Origin of the sequence: Paenibacillus sp. FSL A5-0031, assembly GCF_001956295.1 — a bacterium.
Taxonomy (GTDB): Bacteria; Bacillota; Bacilli; order Paenibacillales; family Paenibacillaceae; genus Pristimantibacillus.
Genome location: NZ_MRTD01000002.1, coordinates 430019 through 450253 on the forward strand (window position 1 = coordinate 430019; position 20235 = coordinate 450253).

General features: G+C 42.5%; 23 protein-coding genes. 11 read left to right on the forward strand and 12 right to left on the reverse strand.

What is annotated here, in order from left to right:
• The first annotated feature begins 164 nt into the window (after positions 1 to 164).
• Positions 165 to 323, forward strand: coding sequence for an NUDIX hydrolase (locus BK120_RS34810; RefSeq protein WP_144376689.1), 159 nt, complete (start codon positions 165 to 167; stop codon positions 321 to 323).
• On the forward strand, positions 254 to 595 hold the full coding sequence (locus tag BK120_RS05385) for an NUDIX hydrolase (RefSeq protein WP_076266449.1): 342 nt from the start codon (positions 254 to 256) through the stop codon (positions 593 to 595). The genes BK120_RS34810 and BK120_RS05385 overlap by 70 nt, the downstream gene beginning before the upstream one ends.
• Before the next feature lie 68 nt (positions 596 to 663).
• On the opposite strand, the gene BK120_RS05390 is transcribed toward BK120_RS05385, so the two are convergent.
• A complete protein-coding gene (locus tag BK120_RS05390; RefSeq protein WP_076266450.1) occupies positions 664 to 1524 on the reverse strand; it encodes a LysR family transcriptional regulator in 861 nt (286 codons plus the stop codon).
• A 216-nt stretch (positions 1525 to 1740) separates the two neighbouring features.
• On the opposite strand from BK120_RS05390, the gene BK120_RS05395 reads away from it, so the two are divergent.
• Entirely contained in the window at positions 1741 to 2679 is a 939-nt protein-coding gene (locus BK120_RS05395) for a DMT family transporter (protein WP_372238958.1), read from the forward strand.
• A 93-nt stretch (positions 2680 to 2772) separates the two neighbouring features.
• On the opposite strand, the gene BK120_RS05400 is transcribed toward BK120_RS05395, so the two are convergent.
• Both BK120_RS05400 and BK120_RS05405 read right to left on the reverse strand, forming a co-directional pair.
• Entirely contained in the window at positions 2773 to 3858 is a 1086-nt protein-coding gene (locus tag BK120_RS05400) for a DUF418 domain-containing protein (RefSeq protein WP_144376690.1), read from the reverse strand.
• Positions 3845 to 4444, reverse strand: a complete 600-nt coding sequence (locus tag BK120_RS05405; protein WP_076266453.1) for a TetR/AcrR family transcriptional regulator — start codon at positions 4442 to 4444, stop codon at positions 3845 to 3847. Before BK120_RS05405 ends, BK120_RS05400 begins: the two co-directional genes overlap by 14 nt.
• Positions 4445 to 4696: 252 nt before the next feature.
• Here BK120_RS05405 and BK120_RS05410 point away from each other — a divergent pair, with 252 nt between their 5' ends.
• Both BK120_RS05410 and BK120_RS05415 read left to right on the forward strand, forming a co-directional pair.
• Positions 4697 to 5233 (forward strand): PadR family transcriptional regulator, encoded by a 537-nt coding sequence (locus BK120_RS05410; RefSeq protein ID WP_076266454.1) that lies wholly within the window; start codon positions 4697 to 4699, stop codon positions 5231 to 5233.
• A 1-nt stretch (position 5234) separates the two neighbouring features.
• On the forward strand, positions 5235 to 6758 hold the full coding sequence (locus tag BK120_RS05415) for a DHA2 family efflux MFS transporter permease subunit (RefSeq protein WP_076266455.1): 1524 nt from the start codon (positions 5235 to 5237) through the stop codon (positions 6756 to 6758).
• Positions 6759 to 6820: 62 nt separating this feature from the next.
• Here the strand turns inward: BK120_RS05415 and BK120_RS05420 are convergent, their stop codons facing one another.
• Entirely contained in the window at positions 6821 to 7528 is a 708-nt protein-coding gene (locus BK120_RS05420; RefSeq protein ID WP_076266456.1) for a DUF421 domain-containing protein, read from the reverse strand.
• A gap of 172 nt (positions 7529 to 7700) precedes the next feature.
• Here BK120_RS05420 and pepT point away from each other — a divergent pair, with 172 nt between their 5' ends.
• Positions 7701 to 8933, forward strand: coding sequence for a peptidase T (pepT, locus tag BK120_RS05425; protein ID WP_076266457.1), 1233 nt, complete (start codon positions 7701 to 7703; stop codon positions 8931 to 8933).
• Positions 8934 to 8995: 62 nt separating this feature from the next.
• On the opposite strand, the gene BK120_RS05430 is transcribed toward pepT, so the two are convergent.
• The gene (locus BK120_RS05430; protein WP_076266458.1) at positions 8996 to 9400 is read right to left on the reverse strand and encodes a winged helix-turn-helix transcriptional regulator; all 405 of its coding nucleotides are present in this window, start codon (positions 9398 to 9400) and stop codon (positions 8996 to 8998) included.
• 156 nt (positions 9401 to 9556) lie between these two features.
• Here BK120_RS05430 and BK120_RS05435 point away from each other — a divergent pair, with 156 nt between their 5' ends.
• From BK120_RS05435 to BK120_RS05445, 3 genes are all read left to right on the forward strand, one after another.
• Positions 9557 to 10762 carry an MFS transporter gene (locus BK120_RS05435; RefSeq protein ID WP_076266459.1) on the forward strand — a complete coding sequence of 402 codons (1206 nt, stop codon included), beginning with the start codon at positions 9557 to 9559 and terminating at the stop codon, positions 10760 to 10762.
• Positions 10759 to 11604 (forward strand): aldo/keto reductase, encoded by an 846-nt coding sequence (locus tag BK120_RS05440; protein ID WP_144376691.1) that lies wholly within the window; start codon positions 10759 to 10761, stop codon positions 11602 to 11604. Before BK120_RS05435 ends, BK120_RS05440 begins: the two co-directional genes overlap by 4 nt.
• 182 nt (positions 11605 to 11786) lie before the next feature.
• Positions 11787 to 12716 carry a metallophosphoesterase family protein gene (locus tag BK120_RS05445; RefSeq protein WP_076266460.1) on the forward strand — a complete coding sequence of 310 codons (930 nt, stop codon included), beginning with the start codon at positions 11787 to 11789 and terminating at the stop codon, positions 12714 to 12716.
• Positions 12717 to 12749: 33 nt separating this feature from the next.
• Here the strand turns inward: BK120_RS05445 and BK120_RS05450 are convergent, their stop codons facing one another.
• Complete coding sequence (locus BK120_RS05450; protein ID WP_076266461.1) at positions 12750 to 13343, reverse strand: DUF1349 domain-containing protein; 594 nt, start codon at positions 13341 to 13343, stop codon at positions 12750 to 12752.
• Between the two features lie 93 nt (positions 13344 to 13436).
• Complete coding sequence (locus BK120_RS05455) at positions 13437 to 13790, reverse strand: VOC family protein (RefSeq protein ID WP_076266462.1); 354 nt, start codon at positions 13788 to 13790, stop codon at positions 13437 to 13439.
• Between the two features lie 214 nt (positions 13791 to 14004).
• Between BK120_RS05455 and BK120_RS05460 the strand changes: the two genes are divergently transcribed.
• Together BK120_RS05460 and BK120_RS05465 are read left to right on the forward strand one after the other, a co-directional pair.
• Positions 14005 to 15147 carry an acyltransferase gene (locus BK120_RS05460; protein ID WP_076266463.1) on the forward strand — a complete coding sequence of 381 codons (1143 nt, stop codon included), beginning with the start codon at positions 14005 to 14007 and terminating at the stop codon, positions 15145 to 15147.
• A gap of 188 nt (positions 15148 to 15335) precedes the next feature.
• Positions 15336 to 15959 (forward strand): acetate uptake transporter, encoded by a 624-nt coding sequence (locus BK120_RS05465; protein WP_076266464.1) that lies wholly within the window; start codon positions 15336 to 15338, stop codon positions 15957 to 15959.
• 140 nt (positions 15960 to 16099) lie between these two features.
• On the opposite strand, the gene BK120_RS05470 is transcribed toward BK120_RS05465, so the two are convergent.
• From BK120_RS05470 to BK120_RS05490, 5 genes are all read right to left on the reverse strand, one after another.
• Positions 16100 to 16954, reverse strand: a complete 855-nt coding sequence (locus BK120_RS05470; RefSeq protein WP_076266465.1) for a MurR/RpiR family transcriptional regulator — start codon at positions 16952 to 16954, stop codon at positions 16100 to 16102.
• Positions 16955 to 16966: 12 nt separating this feature from the next.
• Entirely contained in the window at positions 16967 to 17866 is a 900-nt protein-coding gene (locus BK120_RS05475) for an ROK family protein (RefSeq protein ID WP_305953873.1), read from the reverse strand.
• A gap of 3 nt (positions 17867 to 17869) precedes the next feature.
• A complete protein-coding gene (locus tag BK120_RS05480) occupies positions 17870 to 18559 on the reverse strand; it encodes an N-acetylmannosamine-6-phosphate 2-epimerase (protein ID WP_076266466.1) in 690 nt (229 codons plus the stop codon).
• A 209-nt stretch (positions 18560 to 18768) separates the two neighbouring features.
• Complete coding sequence (locus BK120_RS05485; RefSeq protein ID WP_054025674.1) at positions 18769 to 19110, reverse strand: zinc ribbon domain-containing protein YjdM; 342 nt, start codon at positions 19108 to 19110, stop codon at positions 18769 to 18771.
• A 111-nt stretch (positions 19111 to 19221) separates the two neighbouring features.
• Positions 19222 to 20199: a ring-cleaving dioxygenase gene (locus tag BK120_RS05490; protein ID WP_076266467.1), complete on the reverse strand. Its 978-nt coding sequence runs from the start codon at positions 20197 to 20199 to the stop codon at positions 19222 to 19224.
• Positions 20200 to 20235 lie beyond the last annotated feature (36 nt).

Consider the following 20235-nt stretch of genomic DNA (forward strand, 5'->3'; position numbering starts at 1 on the left):
CAATTTTGACAATCCACATAAACATGACTGCCTCATCATAACAAGAAGATATCATTGCTCTATTATCTCAGGGTGAAGGTATTGTAAATATCGCTGCAACTTTTTTCCATATGGTTCCGTATAGAGAATGCCATTATTCATACAGATAACTAGGAGGACATTAATTGTCAAAAAAACCGGTTGGTGCGGCTGCTATTATCGTTGATTCTGAAAATCGTGTTCTGCTGGTGAAACATAACTATGGAAAATACAATTGGGAAATACCCGGCGGGTTTCCGAACAAAACGAGTCTGCGCAGGAAACTGCGAGAAGAGAAGTATTAGAAGAAACAGGTCTCGAGGTAACCGTAGATCGCTTAACGGGTGTATACTACGAGCCGCATCATGATATGCACCACTTTGTTTTCATTTGCAAAATCGTAAACAATCAAGCCCCTCAGCCTTGTTATAAAGAAATTACAGCCTGCCAGTACTGCAGTATTGATGATCTGCCTAGACCATTGAGTGACTTTACTTATAAACGTATCCAAGATGCTTTGAATCCAGATCAGACGGAGAGCTTCCACACGATAGGGCCGAGACAATGGTTCGAATAATAAAAGGCTATGAAAAAAGTCGGTGCAGGCGTAATCCCTGCACCGACTTTTTTTTATATCACATTCGACTACACTCCGCTTGTCCGAGCAATAATTTCATCAATAAAGCATTGTAGTGTATTCGTTAAATAGGAATCCTTGCGCCGAATAAAAATTGTCGTAATATCACGATATGGCTCAGGTACACTATGACAGTAAACGGTGCCGTTAGCAGCCAAATCAATAATCGAGGATTCGGGAATAATCGTTATGCCTACCCCCGCTGCGACACTGCCAATAATCGTCCCAAAAGTGCCAAACTCCATAATTTGTTTTGGAATAATGCCCTCTACCTTCATCCAGCTTTCCAGTCTCCCGCGGTAACCACAGCCTTTGTTGTAGAGCAAGAGCGGTTTTGTCGTAATGTCGTCCATCGAGAACGCATCACCTTTGGTCACCAGCACTAGCTTTTCTTGAATAACCTCTACCTGCTCGATTAAGGGATGCCTAATTGGTCCGGTAACAAAAGCGCCATCCAGCTTCATATCCAGAACTTCTTGCAGCAGCTGATCCGTCACTCCGGCTTTCAGCGATAATTCTACATTCGGATACTTGCTGTAATAAGACGATAAAATATGAGGAAGCGCGATAACGGTTTCCACAATTCCGATTTCCAGGACACCGGAAGGATTTGTTTTATTGTGAAAGGTACGCTTCATTTCTTCCATTTTGGACAAGATCTCTTTCGAATGCTCGAGCAGACGTTTGCCCTCCGTATTTAAAATCATTCCGCGCTTATGGCGATAAAATAATGGCGTATCCAGTTCTTTTTCCAGCAGCTTAATTCTTGCTGTTACATTGGATTGCACGTAATTCAGCTCGAGCGCTGCTTTGCTGATACTGCCGTGTGCAGCAACGGTTTGAAAAATTTTCAAATCCTTAAATTCCAAGCGCACCCCTCCACTGCCATTCGATTCAGATGAACTAATATGTTAGATATCATTATAAATGATGATAAACTTTATTTTCAATCGTTTTACTATCGTCTTGCTACCCCCTATCATTGGAAATAGACAATAACTCGGCATAATTTCTATTAGGGAGAGAGACACCTCGTGCTTAAAAAACAAGTCATTATCGGCTCTATACTTTGCCTCGTTGCAAGTATGTCGTGGGGAGCCATGTTTCCTGTAGCCCACATTGCTTTACAGCAAATTGATCCATTTTATTTCTCGTTTATTCGCTATTTTGTCGTTGCAATCATTCTAAGCGTGCTCTTGCTAGTGAAAGAGGGTAAATCTGCATTCCGCTTAGAGGGCAGAGGCAAATCTTTATTGTTCTATGGGACAATGGCCTTTACAGTCTACAATATGGCCGTATTCCTTGGGCAGCATCTGATGGGGGAATCCGGCACTGTCGCTGCTTCGATAATGGAAGTGCTTATGCCGATGATATCTATTATGGTAATATGGGTCACTAAAAAAACCGCGCCCAAAAAATATATGCTTACGAGTGTAGCCATCGCCCTTGTAGGCGCCTTACTTGTCATTACGAACGGGAAATTAGCTTTCTTCGTAATGGCTGGTCAACATACGTTCCCGCTCCTGCTCATCTTTACAGGAGTTGTTGGATGGGTGATCTACTCCATGGGCGGTACGCAGTTTAAACAATGGTCCATACTCCGCTATTCCACGTTAACCTGTTTGCTCGGCAGCGCCGTATCTTTTGTTATCGTTACACTTGCATCCACCTTTGGCGTGCTGCCTGTACCTACTTGGGAAACGATACTTTCAATTAAATATGAAATGTCCTTTATGATTCTATTGCCTGGATTAGCCGCTTTGTTATGCTGGAATGCAGGCATCAAATTATTATCACCGCTAAATGGCATATTGTTCATTAATTTCGTTCCTATTACTACTTTCGTTATTATGGCTTTTCAAGGCTACCACATTAGCGCCTATGAGTTTTTCGGCACCTTGCTCGTCATCTTCGCGCTTGTTCGAAACAATGTGCAGCAGAGAAAAGCAATGAGCAAAGCTAATCCGAGCACTTATGCTGCTCCTCGTCATCCCAAAGGTCAGACTGCTAAAGCTACCTCTTAACCAAACTATAAGATAAACAACACCACTCCTGATGGAGTGGTGTTTTCGTTAACTTCGTTATTGTACAGAGAGCAGATGGATAAACTTATATCTTTATCCCGTAATTTTCCTCATCAGCAGTTCAAGAGGCCCTCTTGAAAATCTCTTACGCCAAAGCACACTACATAGGATGCTAAATAAGAAAAAACAAAATGAGTATATAGAGGCGAATATCAACGATTGGTTTTCCAGTCGATTTAGTGCAATGAGAACACCGATACCAATTACCACATGGTTCACATAATGAGTCAACGTTAACTGGCCTGTTTGTACGATAACGTTTATAAACCAGCTTTTATCGTATTTTTCAGTCAAGAACAGACATAGAATTAAGAAGGCAATAGCCGATCCCGCTGCAGATAATATGTACAATACATTCGGCAGAATCGGACCTGTGCTGAACAAAAACTCAGCACTTTCGCTGCCCATGCCCGGGATGAACAAATAAGTTAGCATTTTTGACAGCAGCTCCATCGTTATCGTGACACTTGCTCCAATGATCAGCAGCTTCATTCGAAGCGCCTTGTTATGAAGATCTATTCTCCCTATCAAGAGTCCGATGATGAAGAAACAAAACCATGGAAATATAGGATGATAGCCATTAAAAAATAAGTTGCGAACAAAACCTTCCAACGTCCAAAAATCCACATAATGCATAAACGGTACAGGACCGCCCCATCCTTTAAAGGTATCGAATACAAGCTGAAGGCATTGTGCTGTTATTAATATAGCAGCGCCCAGTCCATACAATATCCTGTCTCTTACCGTAATTAGCACTGCCGCCATGAACAGATAAACACCATAATAATGTAAAATATCACCTGTCCATTCCATAACATATAGCAGTAATCCGATTACAAACAAGAACAGCGATCTTTTCCAAATCATTTGGCGAACAACCCTAATCTTTGTTTTATCGTGACTAGCAACAGCTTTCCGAGACATGAGCGAAATGCCTATGCCAGCAAGTAAAACGAATAAAGCCGAGGCTCGTCCTTGAAATAACGAAGTAACAGTAATCAACCACGCGGGGCCATTATGCTCAGCATTTGTAATAACAATAAAATTTACGATGAGCATGCCGAACAGTGCCCATGCACGGGCAAAATCAAGCCCAATCAATCGTTTACTTACTTCCACTAGCATCACTTCCTTTGAAAACGCCGCTAACAGCCTCTACCCAGATCTGTTTATAATCAATATGCTCAACCAGCATCATAAAGTTGCCAATGTTATCAAGCACTAAGGCAAGCATATGTGCTTTGGCAGCACTCGCCTGATCTGAAATAAGTCCAAAATGTTTAGCTTTCTCCATCAGCATCTCAAAGCCGTGCAAATACCCTTTTTGGATCATAAGCAGCTTCTCGTGATAAAAGGGATACCTTGTGGCCATTAACATATATTCCTGCAATACGCGATTATAATAAGGGTCCTTAGCCTGCTCATCAATCATATGGAGTCCGAGCTCAACAAGCTTCTCCTCAAAATTATCTTTTGTAAAAGTATCCGCTTCAAAAAAAGTCGAGAACTGAATCGCGCTGCACAAGTCTTCAAAAATTGCCGCTATGAGATCTTCTTTCGATTTAAAGTAATAATAAATGGATGGTTTAGCTATTCCAACCGCTTTGGCAATCGTCGAGTAAGTCGTTTTCGTAATGCCCACCTCTGCAAATAGTTGATAGCTCACTTCTTTGATGGATGCCAATGTTTCCTCGCTTTTACTCATTGCAACTCCTCCTGTGCCTTGAATTTGTTTTAGAATATCACTCTTATTATTATTTTTCAACCTATCGTTAGGTAGAATTTTATGAAAAGTGAATGGTTTACTCATTCTTTTTTATTTACCAATTGTTTTATTTCTAAATATTGACACCACCTATATCGGAGTGATATATTATGAATCGTAATATAAATATGGATATTTATTACACCTATATCCATTCTATCCTAAGTAAAATGACAAGGAGGCACATTTGCTTTGAACAGTCAGGACGTTATTTTAGGCATGCTTATGAAACGATCATTATCCGGTTATGAAATTAAACAATTGTTCGAGGATATTTTCGCTTATTTCTATAGCTCAAGCTATGGAACGATTTACCCGATGCTGCATCGGATGGAGAAAGAGGCATTGATCACGAAGGAAAATGTGCTTCAAGAGGGCAAACCGAATAAAAATGTGTTCACCATCACAGAGGCTGGGAAAAGCAGATTTTACGAATATCTGCATAGCCCGATGGAAACAGATACGGTTAAATCAGATTTCCTGATGCGGCTTTATTTTGGCCAGCTGGTAGGCAATGACATGGTAGTTAAGTGGTTGAAGCAAGCACAGGAGTATACACAGACACAGCTCGATCAGCTGCGCGATAAATACGCCCTATATAAAAGCACCATGCAGCCCGGACATATCATATGCATTGAAATCGGAATTAAGGAATATAGTGCTAAGCTGGAAGCGATCCAAGAGGGGCTGGATCGTATGGATAAATTAGAACAGGAAAAGAGGGTTTAGGATGGAAAAATCACGTTCAAACAATAACCTCATCATTCTTGCCATGGCACTAGGGTTATTAATGGCATCTTTGGACAATACGATTGTAGCCTCCTGCATTAACAAGCTAAGTCAGGACTTTAACATTTTCGATAAAGTCAGCTGGGTTTTTACGGCCTATATGCTGGCAGCAACAAGCACGATGCTGGTGTTCGGCAAGATGTCCGACCTATTCGGCAGAAAAATGTTTTATATGATTGGTATTGGCTTGTTCTTGATCGGCTCCGCCCTATGCGGTATCGCTCAGAGCGCCGATCAGCTCATCTGGTTCCGCGTCATTCAAGGGATTGGCTCCGGCGCCTTGTTCCCAATCAGCTTTACGATTATTTATACGATATTTAAAGACCCGAAGGATGCAGCAAAAATGTCCGGTGTATTCGGTGCGATCTTCGGCCTATCCTCCGTTGCAGGCCCGCAGCTCGGCAGCTTCATTGCTGAACACTTTGGTTGGAGATGGAACTTCTATATCAACATTCCCATCGGTTTGGCATCCATGATTGTTCTAATGATTGCGCTCAAAGAAACACGTTCCGAGAAAAAACCAAAAATCGATTATTTGGGAACCTTGTTTTTGATCATTACGACGGTCTCTTTAATGCTGGCGCTCGAATGGGGCGGAAAAAACTACGCATGGAGCTCCTGGCAGGAAATTAGCTTGTTCACAATCTCAGCTGTAGTCGGCGCTTTATTTATTTTTGTCGAGCTGCGTGCCCCTGAACCCGTCCTTCCTCTGAGCATCTTTAAAAATAAGATGGTTTTGGGCACAAGTATTCTTTGCTTCTGCCAAGGCGTCATTATGTTCTCCGCCATTACGTATTTGCCTAGCTTTACGGTAGGGGTGTTAGGACATAGCAACTCAAACGGCGTATTGACGCCTATGATGGCCTCGTTAATCGGGGGTGCTATTCTATTTGGTCTCCTGCAATCCAAATTCGCCTTCCGTACACTCATGCTGTTCACTATGCTAATGACTATTATTGTAGCTACGCTGCTTTCTACAGTTAGCGCTCATGCTTCCAGCGGCTATATGATTGTACTTATGATTCTGCTTGGCTTTGGCGCCGTCGGTCCTCTAATGAGTGTCGCACAGAGCTCGATTGCTGCAAACGTTGATCCTAAATATATGGGTGTCAGCTCATCTATCGTAGGCTTCTGGCGCAACATTGGCGGCATATTGGGTGCATCTATTATGGCGACGATTGTGAACAACAACTTGCATCGGTTAATTACGGCGGGTGCAGAAAAGGCTGGCATTCCTTCCGACAAAATCAATACACTCGCCAATCCGGAACTGCTCATGCGAGCAGGTGGTCAGCTAGACCCGCTAATACGCAAGTTTCTGCAAGAGGCGCTGGCAACAGCGATCAATCACGGCTTTATACTCAGCATTTGTGTTGGCAGCATTGGCTTAATCACCGCAATGTTTGTTGGTGCAAGCAGACTCGGAGCCACAAAAAAAACAACGACCAGCGCTACACACATATAGAGGTAAACGGACATGCAACGGTAATCTGTGATTTGCGATGCAAATTACCGTTGCGTGCATCTTTATTCTTCATCCGTAGGTTTTTGTATACCGTCTTCATAAAAGTCAAAGATGAGCTGCTTCTTTGTCCCTCTTACCGCGTAGAAAACGTCAGATATTTTCTTTCCTTTTTTTCTCAGTTCGTTTTCCAGCCATTCCTTCGTCAGCCCATTCTCCTTCATTTCTTTTTCCAAAAGTGAACCATCCATAATCAATTCAATGGGAAACTCCTGCTTGTTTAATTGAAGCTTCATGTCCTTTTTCGTGACAAGCTGATACTCGTCTTTTTTTAGTACAGACACCATTCCATTATCCTCAAGAACTGCATATTCAACCTCATCCATATTAAAAATCCCATTTTCTCTTAAAGCTTGATCCAAAGAATCCAAAGTGTATCTGACCTTCTTCATATTATTCTCAAGAATCTTCCCGCCTTCAATGAGTACCGTTGGGGAACCTGAAATCCAGCTTCGTAATTTACGGCTCTTTAAAGCAACGACAGATAACAGATAAGACGTAACGGTCATAACCGCGAGTGATAAAATAATATGCGTCCATTTCAACGTATCATTGAATGCCAAGTTGGCTGCAAGTGCCCCTATCGTAATGCCGGTCACAAAATCATGAAACGTCATGTTGGAAATCGTCTGTTTGCCCAATATTCTAGCTACTAATAGAAGCAGTAAAATAGCAACAATCGTACGTATTAATATATCCATATAGGTATGCATGCCGTGATTCCACCTCTGCTCTCATTGTTTCCCAAGCGATTTGAAAAAAATCATGGAACAGCGTATCATCTTTAAAGTAAACAGATTAGAGACCACTTCTAGTGACGGTTGAAGATACGTCGCTTTTGTATTGTATTTTGCTATATGACTATTTGTATTGGAGCTGAGAATGATGAAAACCGAGATTATAAACAGATTTATCACTTACGCGCAGGTGGACACACAGTCCGATGAAAGCAGCGAAACCTGCCCTTCCACGCCCGGACAATTGACGCTAGCTAATATACTAGTAGAAGAATTGAAAACCATCGGCATGCAAGAGGTTACGATGGATGCTAACGGCTATGTCATGGCTACTCTTCCAGCCAATACGGATAAAGAGATCCCAACCATCGGTTTCCTTGCGCATATCGATACAGCAACTGACTTTACTGGCACTAACGTCAAGCCGCAAATTATTGAACAATATGACGGGAATGACATTATCTTGAATGAAGCACAGCGCATCATTATGTCGCCGAACGACTTCCCCGAGCTGCACGGCTATAAAGGTCATACGCTGATTACAACAGACGGCACGACACTGCTTGGTGCAGACGATAAAGCAGGCATAACTGAGATCATGACGGCGATGGCTCATCTCATTAATCATCCTGAGTTGAAGCACGGCAAAATAAGAGTAGCCTTCACTCCTGATGAAGAGATCGGCCGAGGTCCGCATAAGTTTGATGTACAAGCCTTTGATGCGGTCTATGCCTATACAATGGATGGAGGTCCGCTGGGCGAGCTTCAATACGAAAGCTTTAATGCCGCTGGCGCTGTCATTATATGCAAGGGCAAAAACGTGCATCCCGGAACGGCCAAAGGCAAAATGATCAATGCCGCCAAAATGGCGATGGAGCTCCACGCAAAACTGCCGGCTAATGAAACACCTGAACAGACAGAAGGCCATGAAGGCTTCTACCACCTGTCATCCATTCAAGGCGACGTCGAGCAAACGGAGCTTCATTATTTGATACGTGATCATGACCGCAACCGATTTAATGAAAGAAAGCTGGAGCTAACTCGTATCGTAGAGGAACTGAAAGCGAAGTACGGAGAAGAACGTATTGTCCTTGAAATAAAAGATCAATACTACAATATGAAGGAGAAAATCGAGCCGGTAATCCAAGTCGTAGACATCGCAGAGCAAGCGATGATCAACCTCGGCATTACCCCGCTAATCGAACCGATTCGCGGCGGCACAGATGGCTCGCAGCTTTCCTACATGGGATTGCCGACACCGAATATCTTCACCGGCGGAGAAAATTATCATGGCCGATTTGAGTATGTATCGGTTAACAATATGGTCCAAGCCGTCAATACAATTATTGAAATCGTTAAGCTGTACGAACAAAAAGCTTAATAATCGTCATAAACAAATAGGCTGTCGTCCACTTGACGACAGCCTATTTGTTATTAGATGGATTAACAAAGCACATCTTCTTCCAGTTCGACGATATCCATCTCAAGATTATTTAGGCCATTGTCTTCCAATACGGCAGCCTTATTGCCGTATTCTTTAATAATATGGATCTCGCCCCATGAGCAAAGGGAGTCCAATATCGATTTTAAGCTCCATCCGTATTCACTGAGCTCATATTCAACCCGCGGCGGGACCTCATTGTAGCTTATTCGATTCACGATGCCATCTTGCTCCAGCTCTCTCAGCTGCTGCGTTAACATCTTTTGTGTAATGGAGGGCATAATACGTTTGAGATCACTCGTTCTTTTTTTGCCATGCGTTAAGTGACAAAGGATTACGCATTTCCATTTCCCTCCAATAACCTCGAGGGTCGCTTCCACTGAAATATTGTATTTTTTCTTAATCATAGATATATCCTCCCCAACCAAGCTATAGCCTACTATTCATGCATTTATTACTTTTTAGTACCTATAGCACTTCAAAGTACGTACTGTTCATTACTGCCTAAACCCATCATAATAGCACTTACCGGCCGGCAATACCATACAAAAGGGGTTATACAAATGGCATTAGATAAAAAAAGAAGTACCCTGGCGCTTCTAGCGTTAGCCATAAGCGCCTTTGCGATTGGGACAACAGAGTTCATCAGTGTAGGGCTGCTTCCGCTTATATCTGAAGACTTGAATATATCGGTTACAACATCGGCACTAACCGTTACGTTGTATGCTCTTGGGGTTACTTTTGGAGCTCCAATATTAACATCTTTAACATCTACGATTCCAAGAAAAACATTATTGTTTTGGATCATGATTGTTTTTATTGCTGGGAACAGCCTTGCGGCATCGGCAAGCGGAGTTGGCATTTTACTTACCGCTCGCGTCATCTCAGCACTGGCTCATGGCGTATTTATGTCGATTGGCGCTACTATTGCAGCCGATCTCGTTCCTGAGAACCGCAGAGCTAGCGCAATCGCAATTATGTTCTCCGGACTCACTGTAGCAACCGTTACAGGCGTACCGTTAGGTACTTGGATTGGACAGCATATGGGCTGGCGTGCTGCTTTTGTTGGCATAGTTCTTATTGGCGTTATCGCTTTTATTGCCAATATGGTGTTGATTCCTTCCGATTTGCGCAAAGGAACTCGAACACCGCTGCGCGAGCAGATAAAACTGGTCACGAATGGAAGATTGCTGCTTGCATTCGCGATTACTGCTATTGGGTACGGGGGTACGTTTGTTGTCTTTACTTATTTATCCCCGTTGCTTCACGATATAACCGGATTTAAGGAAAGTACGGTAGCGGCCATTCTTTTGGTATACGGCATCGCCATCGCCATCGGCAATGTCATCGGTGGGAAAGCTGCCAATAAGAAGCCGATTACCGCCTTGTTTTACATGTTTATTTTGCAGGCTATCATACTCTTTGTTCTTACCTTCACCGCACCGTTTAAAGTGGTTGGCTTAATTACGATTATCTTGATGGGTCTATTTGCATTCATGAACGTGCCCGGCTTGCAAGTGCATGTCGTGATGCTCGCTGAACGTTATGCGCCGAAGGCGGTAGATGTCGCATCGGCTGTCAATATCGCTGCATTTAACGCTGGTATCGCCATTGGCGCCTATTTGGGCGGTGTTATTACGGACTCGATGGGACTTATTCATACGGCTTGGGTTGGCGGATTGATGGTTCTCGGCGCTGTAATTTTAACCGGCTGGGCTAGAGCTTTAGAAAAAAAAGATGAAACAAAACACAGGAGGGCTTCACTATGATCGCAAAAAATTTACAGGATACAACTACACTTCACAATGGTATTCAAATGCCTTGGTTTGGTCTTGGCGTCTTTAAAGTTGAGGATGGCACGGAGCTGGTCGAGTCCGTCAAAGCAGCGATTAAAAATGGTTACCGCAGTATTGATACCGCAGCTATTTATGGCAATGAAACAGGTGTCGGACAAGGCATTCGTGAAGCTATGGCTGAGTATAACGTGACGAGAGAAGAGCTTTTTGTCACATCAAAGGTTTGGAATGCTGATCTCGGATATGAATCTACACTGGCGGCTTACGAAACTACGCTAAATAAACTCGGTTTAGACTATCTTGACCTGTACCTGATTCATTGGCCTGTAGAAGGCAAATTCCAAGAGGCGTGGAGAGCTTTGGAGACCCTTTACAAGGATGGCCGAGTCAAAGCCATTGGCGTAAGCAATTTTCAGATTCATCATTTGGAGACGTTAATGAAAGATGCTGCCGTTAAACCGATGATCAATCAAGTGGAGCTCCATCCGCAGCTAACGCAGAAAGAGTTAATCGACTATTGCAAGAAACAAGGCATTCAAATCGAAGCATGGTCTCCGCTTATGCAAGGTCAGCTGTTAGATCATCCTGTTCTTAAGGAGATTGCTGAGAAGCATAATAAATCCATTGCTCAAGTCATTCTGCGCTGGGATTTACAGCATGGCATTGTAACGATTCCGAAGTCAACGAAAGAGCATCGCATCATCGAAAATAGTAATGTATTTGATTTTGAACTATCTGAGAGTGAGCAGTCCCGGATAGACGCTCTGAATCAAAATCTTCGGGTGGGTCCAGATCCCGACAACTTTGATTTTTAATATCATAGCGGAACAACAATAGGGCTGTCCCAAACGCAGATACATCTACGTTTGGGACAGCCCTTATTTAATCATGCCTTATTGCAGGATAATGCGGAATGATATCGAAATGAATGAACGTAAACCATTGTTTACATATTTTTGGCGGAAATCATTCGATTGAGATCCAAGTGGAGGGTACTATGGCTAACTTAAACTTTCGAGAAGATGGCACATTCAAAATTGTTCAATTTACAGATCTGCACTGGCAAAACGAGCAGCAAGAGGATTTACAAACCTATTCTCTAATGAAGAACGTCCTGCAAGAAGAATCACCGGATTTGGTGATCTTTACCGGTGACGTTATTTATAGCGAGCATTGTACGGATAGACAAGAGTCCTTTAAAAAGGCCGTCAAAGCAGCGGAAGAATTTAATATCCCATGGGCAGCTGTATTTGGCAATCATGATACCGAGGTTGGCACCACCAGAGAAGAGCTTATTCGCTTGCAGCAGGAAAGACCGCTCAGCTTAACAGAAATGGGCCCTAGCCTGGGGGATCGTGCGGGAAATTATGTGCTGGAAATCCATTCTAAAAATAATAGCAGCCCCGCTGCCGCATTATATTTATTGGATTCAGGCGAGTATGCCGATCAGCCCGTTGGCGGCTATGCATGGGTAACTCACAGCCAAATTGGCTGGTATAAGGAGCAATCCGCTCGTTTGACGAAACAAAACAATGATGTGCCACTGCCTTCGCTTGCTTTTTTCCATATCCCTGTGCCCGAATATAACGAGGTGTGGAACGAGCATACCTGCTATGGGCAGAAACACGAGGGCGTAGCGAGTCCAAAAATCAATTCTGGACTTTTCACAGCATTTCTTGAAATGAAAGATGTCCGCGGTACGTTCGTGGGGCATGATCATATCAATGATTACTGGGGTGAGCTTCATGGTATCCGTCTATGTTATGGAAGAGCTACGGGCTATAACACCTATGGAAAAGAGGGTTTTCCGCGTGGTGCACGGATCATACAATTGACCGAAGGGGAAGCTGACTTTCAAACATGGCTTAGACTAGATGATGGATCTGTTGTCGTCAATCAGCCAGAACATCTTCCTGAGAAAGGTTAATTTCAACCATTAGGACATTAAACTGAAAATTTGTTACTTATGATCTTTCCATTGGCATTCAGTAAATTTCATTTCTGTGAAAATAGCATTAAATGAGGATTCTTCTGGACTGCAAGCATAAATACCAATCTGTATATTGTCTGCTCCTTCAAAAAGGTGCGCAATACGCATTTGCTTATAGTGAATGCCATCATAAGAGTTTTCAATACAATAATCGCTTTCACGCCGGCTTAGTCTGTAATACATCAATTTCTTTGTTGCAGAAATATCCGTAGTTGCCCAATCAGAATAGCCTAAGTTCGTTACAACACTTCCTAATCTTTGGTATTCTTCATTTTCATATTCAATAGAAGCCTTTATCCAGTTATCACTATTTTGATAAATAATTACGCCGCACTGGTCGAAGCGTTGTTTACTGTCAAATTCCGTTTTTACTAAAAATGAAAAGTATTTCTCATTGGTTTTCATTAACAAAGCAGGAGCATTATTATTTTGAAAGCCATAATAGGTTCTTTGCCAAAAATCTGTTCCAGCTTCTGTTTTAATCACAATTTCTCCATCTGTAATCGTATATTCTTTAGGCTCGTGTACCCAGAATAAGTGATCTCTTTGAAATGTTACATCCATTTTGATTCCTCCATAAATTCTAATTTATCTATTACTTAAACGAGGCTACCGATTCATGCCGATAGCCTCGCCATAGTGATGGTTAAGTTATAGTTACCCGTTTTTCTCCCAAAGCTCGATCAATCGACCTTCCGGGTCTTCAATCCAAATAAACTTCCCAAATTCGCTAACCTCTAAGTTCTTAGCAAGAGGTACACCCATATGTTCAAGATGCTGAATAATCTCGTTTACATTATGTACTTGGAAATTTATCATCACTTGTTGTTCTAATGGAAAATAACTGTCATTCTCGTTAAAAAAAGAAAAAATAGTCTCATTTCCGGATTCGGGTTTTATCATCGTCCCATTCCAATTCCCTATTTCAAGCTTCAACACTTCACTGTACCATTTTGTTATCATTTCAAGATTTTTAGTTCTCCAAAATATTCCGCCAAAACCTTTTATCATGGTATCTAACTCCTGTCTGTCATTAGATTTTTAGCTATCCGATTACATTAGATATTCGAGATTTAAATTTAAGCTCCTTTTTCAATTTTCCTGCCCGCGCACATTTTCTCCACAAACTACTACATTATAATTTTCCACTTCTGTGCTATACTAGCTTGTCAGCATTTTAGCAACAAATATTGTTAAATTATCAACTAACTCACGAGGTGCATAAATGTCTCAACCGCCAGCTAAGAAGGCGCTTTTGACTGAGCTTGAGAGCCTACGCGCATTTGGCATACTTGCTGTCATTATGATTCACGCGACATCCTCTTCAGTAGTCAATTCCGATCCTAACTCCACACTGTTTTTGATTCTTGTCCTGTTTAATACGTTATCCAAATTCGCCGTGCCTCTCTTCATTCTGATCAGCGGCATATCTCTTTTCTACAATTACAATGATAAACCATTAAACAAACAAACAGCTACGATGTTCTACAAGAAACGCATCACTAAAATTATGCTGCCGTTTCTCCTATTTTCGTTTATGTATTATGCCACTATCATCTATTTCAGATACGGATTTATTAATTTCGAGCAGTTTGTCTCTTATTTTCAAACTTGGGATTTTCTCGTTAAATTGCTGATAGGAAAAACCTATGCTCATTTGTATTTTATCTTTATTATTATCCAGTGTTATTTGCTCTTCCCTGTACTTTGGTATGTGATGAGAAAATGGCCGCGTCTCGTCAATTGGCTGATCACAGGCGGACTTCTCATTCAGTGGATTTATATGCTGAACGCCAAGGAAATGGGAATCAAATACGTCACCAGCGGTTTTTTCGCATACAGCTTGTACTTTTGTATCGGGGCTTATATAGGAATCAACTATACGAGGTTTTATGCCTTCTGGGAGCGCAAACGCAGCAGCATTGCTTTACGCAGCACATTAATTCTAGTAGTAGCCATTTCCGGCACGATCAACGTGATCTACTTTTTACGTGAGGCGCAGGGAAAACTACTATTTAACGATAGCTTTTTGGTACAAATAAAAAATGAAGTTTATATTACTTCGGCTTGTTTGCTGCTTATTCATCTTGCCCTTCGGATTAAGGCATCCCGTATGGAATATTTGAAATCGGTACTTATTCATCTCAGCCATGCGTCATTTGGCATGTATTTGCTGCATCCGATGTTCCTCAGATATTACCGTATGATGGATGTGAATGGGAGTCCGCTCGTTTACGGAGCATGGATTGCAGGAGGCTTCTTCCTGGCTTTAATTGGCTCATGGATCATCGTTGCTTGGGCTGGAAAAATGAAAGGACATTGGGTTTTATTCGGACCTATCCCCAAACAGAAATCGCTCGGACAGTAGCCAAAAGGCTGAATTTAAAACATTTATGTGACGCCCCTCTGCTGAAACAAGGCAAAAGGGGCGTTTTCAATAATTTCCCCCTATGCGAGCTAGGTCTTTTCCGTTAAACTAGAAATTCTGGTATCGGCAGAATCAACTATACTATTGCAGGTTTACCCCTGAAAACTATTGGAGGTTTCTTTTCTAACATGCATAATGAACATCATTCCAATGTCAAAATTGTAACAGCCGACCCAAGCGCCATCGGCTTATTTGGGCTGGCTATCGTTACGCTCGTAGCTTCCTCACAGAAGCTCGGCTTAACTGACGGTCTAAGCCTCGTTATTCCATGGGCGGTTTTTCTAGGCGCCTTTGCTCAGCTCTTTGCTTCTATTCAAGATGCAAAACATAACAATACATTCGGTATGACCGCCTTTGGCGCTTATGCTTTCTTCTGGATGGCGATGGCCGGCAGTTGGCTGATCAAGCTCGGTGTGTTCGGCGCTGAGCTGGCTGCAATCGCAGATAACAAGCAGCTTGGTTTTGCTTTTGTCGGTTATCTCATTTTCTCGCTGCTAATGACTATCGGAGCAGCGGAGACCAATAAAGTATTATTCTTCATCTTCGTTCTAATTGATTTGCTTTTCCTTGGACTGAGCTTCGATGCATTCGGAGTAGCACCCGACGTGTTCCACACACTAGCTGCCTATGCGGAAATGGGTATTGCTCTCCTATCGCTATATGCCGCAGGCGCAGCTGTATTGAACACGCATTTTGGGCGTGTGTTTCTGCCAATCGGTCGGCCTTTTGGCATCTTCAAGCCTCGTTCATAATCGAAATCTCATCATTAAACTATGTTAAAGCCAGCCGCTCTTCGTGCCGATCCGCGATAGAGCGGCTTTTTCTATGAAAATCAAAAAAGAGGCAGAGTGCTTCTCAACCGCACTCTGCCTCTTTTTGTTCACCGTAAGCTTTATAGCAACTTCACAGCTACCGACGCAGCCGTGCTTTCCTTATTCCTTATTGAATCTTCATAGGTTCTTTTAAAATATTCCACATACAAAACATCGAGCAAGTAAAGCTGTGAAATCTTCGCAGATAATGAGCCGCCCTGCAAAGGTCCTTCATTCGCTCCGCACAGCAGCGTCAGGTCGGAGTAAGAGGTTAGCGGCGACTTAACGAACCTCGTAATTGAAATGACGGTAGCACCGCTTTCTTTAGCCCTTTTCGCTACTTCAATCGTATCCTTTGTAGAGCCGGAATAAGAAATAACGACAGCGACATCTCGTTTCGTCATCAATGCCGCTGACATCATCTGCAGATGCGAATCGATGCTGCATTCCGTTTTGTTTGTGATACGCATAAATTTGATTTTCGCTTCCATTGCCGTCATTAAGGAGGAGCCTACGCCAAAAAATATGACCCGTTCCGCTTGGAGTAAATGCTCAATCGCCTGATCCATTTTTTCGTTATCGATTAAGTTATAGGTCTCGTTCAATGCACTTATGTTGGATGAGAGCACCTTAGAGGACACTTGATCCATCGTATCATTCATCAGGACCTTGTCCGTGAGCTGCGGTATTTCGTTTTCAGCGGTGATGCTGTGTGCAAGGGCGATTTTAAAATCCTGATACCCTTTATAGCTTAACGACCTGCAAAACCGGAATACGCTGGACTCGCCCACTCCACAGTGATCTGCAAGATCAGTAATCGACATGTAGACGACACCTTCCGAGTTTTCCAGAATGAAGTCTGCTACTTTCCTTTCGGTATTCGTTAGGTTGTTGTATTTCGAATGAATCGTTGTAAAAATATTGATAGTGCGCAACCGATCACCTCCCTAAATCCTGTCCATTCCGCGTAGAAATAATGATGCCGCACCTAATAAGCCAGCTTTATTTCCAAGAGATGCCTTTACGATGTTCACACCAGCAAAGCTCTCCATAATTAAAGCTTTCGTTTGTTTCTCAACCATTCGAACAAGCTCATCCTGCTCCATCACTCCGCCTCCTACAATAATAGCAGGTGGATTGAAGATATGAATGAGTGAAGCCAAACCCGTGGATACTTCAGTCGTCCATGCATGCAATATTTGTTGTAATGGTTCGTTTCCTACCTGTATTTTATCAAAAAAACCTTTTCCGTCTACAATTTCAGGATCAGCTTCTTGGGCCATTCGAATTAAGGCTGTCGTTGAGGCATAAGTTTCATAAAATGATTTGCGCGTGCCGCCATTCGTTTGCGACAATGGACGGGTAAACATATGACCGAATTCAGCAGCTGAGCCGCTCGCACCACGATAGATCTGACGATTCATGACGATGGCTCCGCCAATCCCCGTCCCAAACGTTAAGCATAAGAAATCAGTAAACGACTTTGCCGCTCCAAAACACGCCTCGCCTAAAGCAGCCGCATTCACATCATTTTCAACCTTCACTGGCTTATGGAACCGATTCTCTACGATCTCTCTGACCTTCATGCCTGTATAGCTTGGGATATTCTCATTGGCATACAAGATGCAGCCCTCATCCGCGTTCACTTGTCCGGCCGTACTAATAGCGACAGCATCAAAATGCTGATACGACTCCATTTGGAAAAGCAGTTTTTCCATGAGATGCTTGCCGCCCATATGAGCTTCAGTTGCATACTCCTTGAACTGAGTGATACGGCCTCGTTCATCGCAAATGCCTATCTTCGTATGGGTACCGCCAATATCTGCCGCTAAAATATTCATTCCCATGGGCTATTCAACAGCCTTTACGAATTTTTTGGTTATTTCCATCGGTCTTGTAATGGAAGATCCCACTACAGCCGAATAAATCCCTTGGTCAAATAATCGTTTTAGTTCCTCAGGTGTTGAGATGCCTCCCTCCGCAATAATCGGAACGGATATCGTATTCACGAGCTTCTCTATCAACTGAAAATCTGGCAAAACATTATCTTTTGTTGCTTCCGTATAGCCGCTAAGAGTCGTCCCAATAATGTCAAACCCTAGCGCTGCAGCCTCGATAGCTTCAGCATAGGTCGAGCAATCCGCCATAAAGAGCTGATCTTTATACTTATCTCGTAGTAAAGGAAATAATTCCGATATCGTTGATCCGTCCGGCCTCACACGATTTGTTGCATCCATTGCGATGATATCCACGCCTTCACGGCAAAGCGCATCTACTTCCTTCATCGTAGGGGTGATAAATACGGAAGACCCCTCATAAACCTCTTTTATAATGCCTATGATCGGTAAATCTACTTGCTTCTTAATTTCCTTAATATCCTCTACGCTATTGGCACGAATACCCGAAGCACCGCCTAAAAACGCTGCATATGCCATTCTCCCCATAATAAATGGACTATGAAGCGGCTCATCCGGCAAAGCTTGGCAGGAAACGACCAGCTTTCTTCTTATCCTATCAAGTACATTTCTATTTGTATTCATTGGACTCCACTCCACCACTGTTTTTATTTACTCCTTGACTGCTCCTGCCTTTTAGGCAAAATCAACATATCATAATACCCTCATTTTGTAAATTAATTTCACCATTATTTAATTTATGAAAATTATTTTCTTCTAAACATCAATAAAAAGACCCGATAAGCTCTAAAGAGCTAATCGGGCCTCATCTATACTTGAATTAAAAACAAATCCTAAATCTTCTTAACAAATTCCGACTTCAATTTCATAGCGCCAAAGCTATCAATTTTACAATCAATATCATGATCGCCTTCAATTAAACGGATGTTTTTTACTTTTGTGCCTATTTTGATAACGAGCGAGCTGCCTTTAACTTTAAGGTCTTTAATGACCGTTACAGAATCGCCATCGTTCAGCACATTTCCATTCGCATCTTTAATTATTCTTTTATCTTCATCATTATCGGATTCTGATTGTAAGCTCCACTCATGACTGCATTCTGGACAGATTAGCAGACTGCCATCCTCATACGTGTATTCAGAATTACATTCCGGGCAATTTGGCAAACTAGACATAAGTTCATGTCCCCCATTCCTTATTATACATTCAAGTTCTCCTTGAAGTTGCCTTACAAGTATAGGGGATATTGTCCAATCATTCCACTGCCTCTGTCTTTTTCTAAAGCTTTATTCTTTAATAAACGCCTTCGTACTGCGAACCGTATCGATTGGACGGACTAATTTTTCGATTTCTTCACGCTTAGGCTCTAGGAAAGGAGGCAACGATAATTTTTCACCAAGCGTTTCATATGGCTCATCACCCATAAATCCTGGACCATCCGTTGCAAATTCGAATAAAATTTGCGGAGCCACTCTAGCGTACAACGATTCGAAAAAGTGACGGTTTACATAGCCGGAAGACGGCAATCGGAAGCTCTCTAGGCGCTCGATCCATTCATTCAATACGCCGCGGTCTTCAACACGGAATGCCACGTGGTGAACGGTGCCGAAGCCTTGATGCGCTTGTGGAAGCACAGCATTGTATTCCACAATAACTTGAGCTCCGTTTCCGCCTTCACCAACCTCAAATAGATGGAATGAGCCGTCTTGGTCAATTTCTTTGAACAACAGCACTTTCTCCAGCATCGTTTTGAAGTTCTCGAAATTAGAAATGCGAATGAAGATTGGTCCTAGACCCGTAATCGCGTGCTCTAACGGGATTGGTCCTTTTTCCCAAGGCACCCCTGAAGCTACCCCTTTATTATTTTCATCCGAAATCAATTGATACTGTTGGTCATCAAAGTCAACGAACGAAAGTGACTTCTTGCCAAACATCTCTTGAATACCGGTATGCTTCACATCTAGACGGTTGAATCGCTCTACCCAGTAATGCAAAGCCGCATCATTCGGAATTCGGAATGACGTTTTTGAAATTTCGTTCGTTCCATGCACGCCCTTCGGAATATGTGGAAAATCGAAAAATGTCATGTCAGTTCCTGCGTTGCCTTTATCATCTGCAAAAAACAAGTGATACGTTTGAATATCGTCTTGGTTCACGGTTTTTTTCACTAATCGCATGCCTAACACGTTTGTAAAAAAATCGTAGTTGCGCTCTGCGCTGCTTGTAATTGCCGTAACGTGATGGATACCTTTTAATTGATTCATTATATATTCCTCCATTCAATTTTAGCTTTCCCGTGG

Bases quoted from the DNA above. Each gene is read 5' to 3' on its own strand.
- BK120_RS05395 (WP_372238958.1), top strand. From the start codon at position 1,741: ATGTCGTGGGGAGCCATGTTTCCTGTAGCCCACATTGCTTTACAGCAA.
- BK120_RS05405 (WP_076266453.1), bottom strand. From the start codon at position 4,444: ATGAGTAAAAGCGAGGAAACATTGGCATCCATCAAAGAAGTGAGCTAT.
- BK120_RS05415 (WP_076266455.1), top strand. From the start codon at position 5,235: ATGGAAAAATCACGTTCAAACAATAACCTCATCATTCTTGCCATGGCA.
- BK120_RS05420 (WP_076266456.1), bottom strand. From the start codon at position 7,528: ATGCATACCTATATGGATATATTAATACGTACGATTGTTGCTATTTTA.
- pepT (WP_076266457.1), top strand. From the start codon at position 7,701: ATGAAAACCGAGATTATAAACAGATTTATCACTTACGCGCAGGTGGAC.
- BK120_RS05430 (WP_076266458.1), bottom strand. From the start codon at position 9,400: ATGATTAAGAAAAAATACAATATTTCAGTGGAAGCGACCCTCGAGGTT.
- BK120_RS05435 (WP_076266459.1), top strand. From the start codon at position 9,557: ATGGCATTAGATAAAAAAAGAAGTACCCTGGCGCTTCTAGCGTTAGCC.
- BK120_RS05440 (WP_144376691.1), top strand. From the start codon at position 10,759: ATGATCGCAAAAAATTTACAGGATACAACTACACTTCACAATGGTATT.
- BK120_RS05445 (WP_076266460.1), top strand. From the start codon at position 11,787: ATGGCTAACTTAAACTTTCGAGAAGATGGCACATTCAAAATTGTTCAA.
- BK120_RS05450 (WP_076266461.1), bottom strand. From the start codon at position 13,343: ATGGATGTAACATTTCAAAGAGATCACTTATTCTGGGTACACGAGCCT.
- BK120_RS05455 (WP_076266462.1), bottom strand. From the start codon at position 13,790: ATGATAAAAGGTTTTGGCGGAATATTTTGGAGAACTAAAAATCTTGAA.
- BK120_RS05460 (WP_076266463.1), top strand. From the start codon at position 14,005: ATGTCTCAACCGCCAGCTAAGAAGGCGCTTTTGACTGAGCTTGAGAGC.
- BK120_RS05465 (WP_076266464.1), top strand. From the start codon at position 15,336: ATGCATAATGAACATCATTCCAATGTCAAAATTGTAACAGCCGACCCA.
- BK120_RS05475 (WP_305953873.1), bottom strand. From the start codon at position 17,866: ATGGGAATGAATATTTTAGCGGCAGATATTGGCGGTACCCATACGAAG.
- BK120_RS05480 (WP_076266466.1), bottom strand. From the start codon at position 18,559: ATGAATACAAATAGAAATGTACTTGATAGGATAAGAAGAAAGCTGGTC.
- BK120_RS05485 (WP_054025674.1), bottom strand. From the start codon at position 19,110: ATGTCTAGTTTGCCAAATTGCCCGGAATGTAATTCTGAATACACGTAT.
- BK120_RS05490 (WP_076266467.1), bottom strand. From the start codon at position 20,199: ATGAATCAATTAAAAGGTATCCATCACGTTACGGCAATTACAAGCAGC.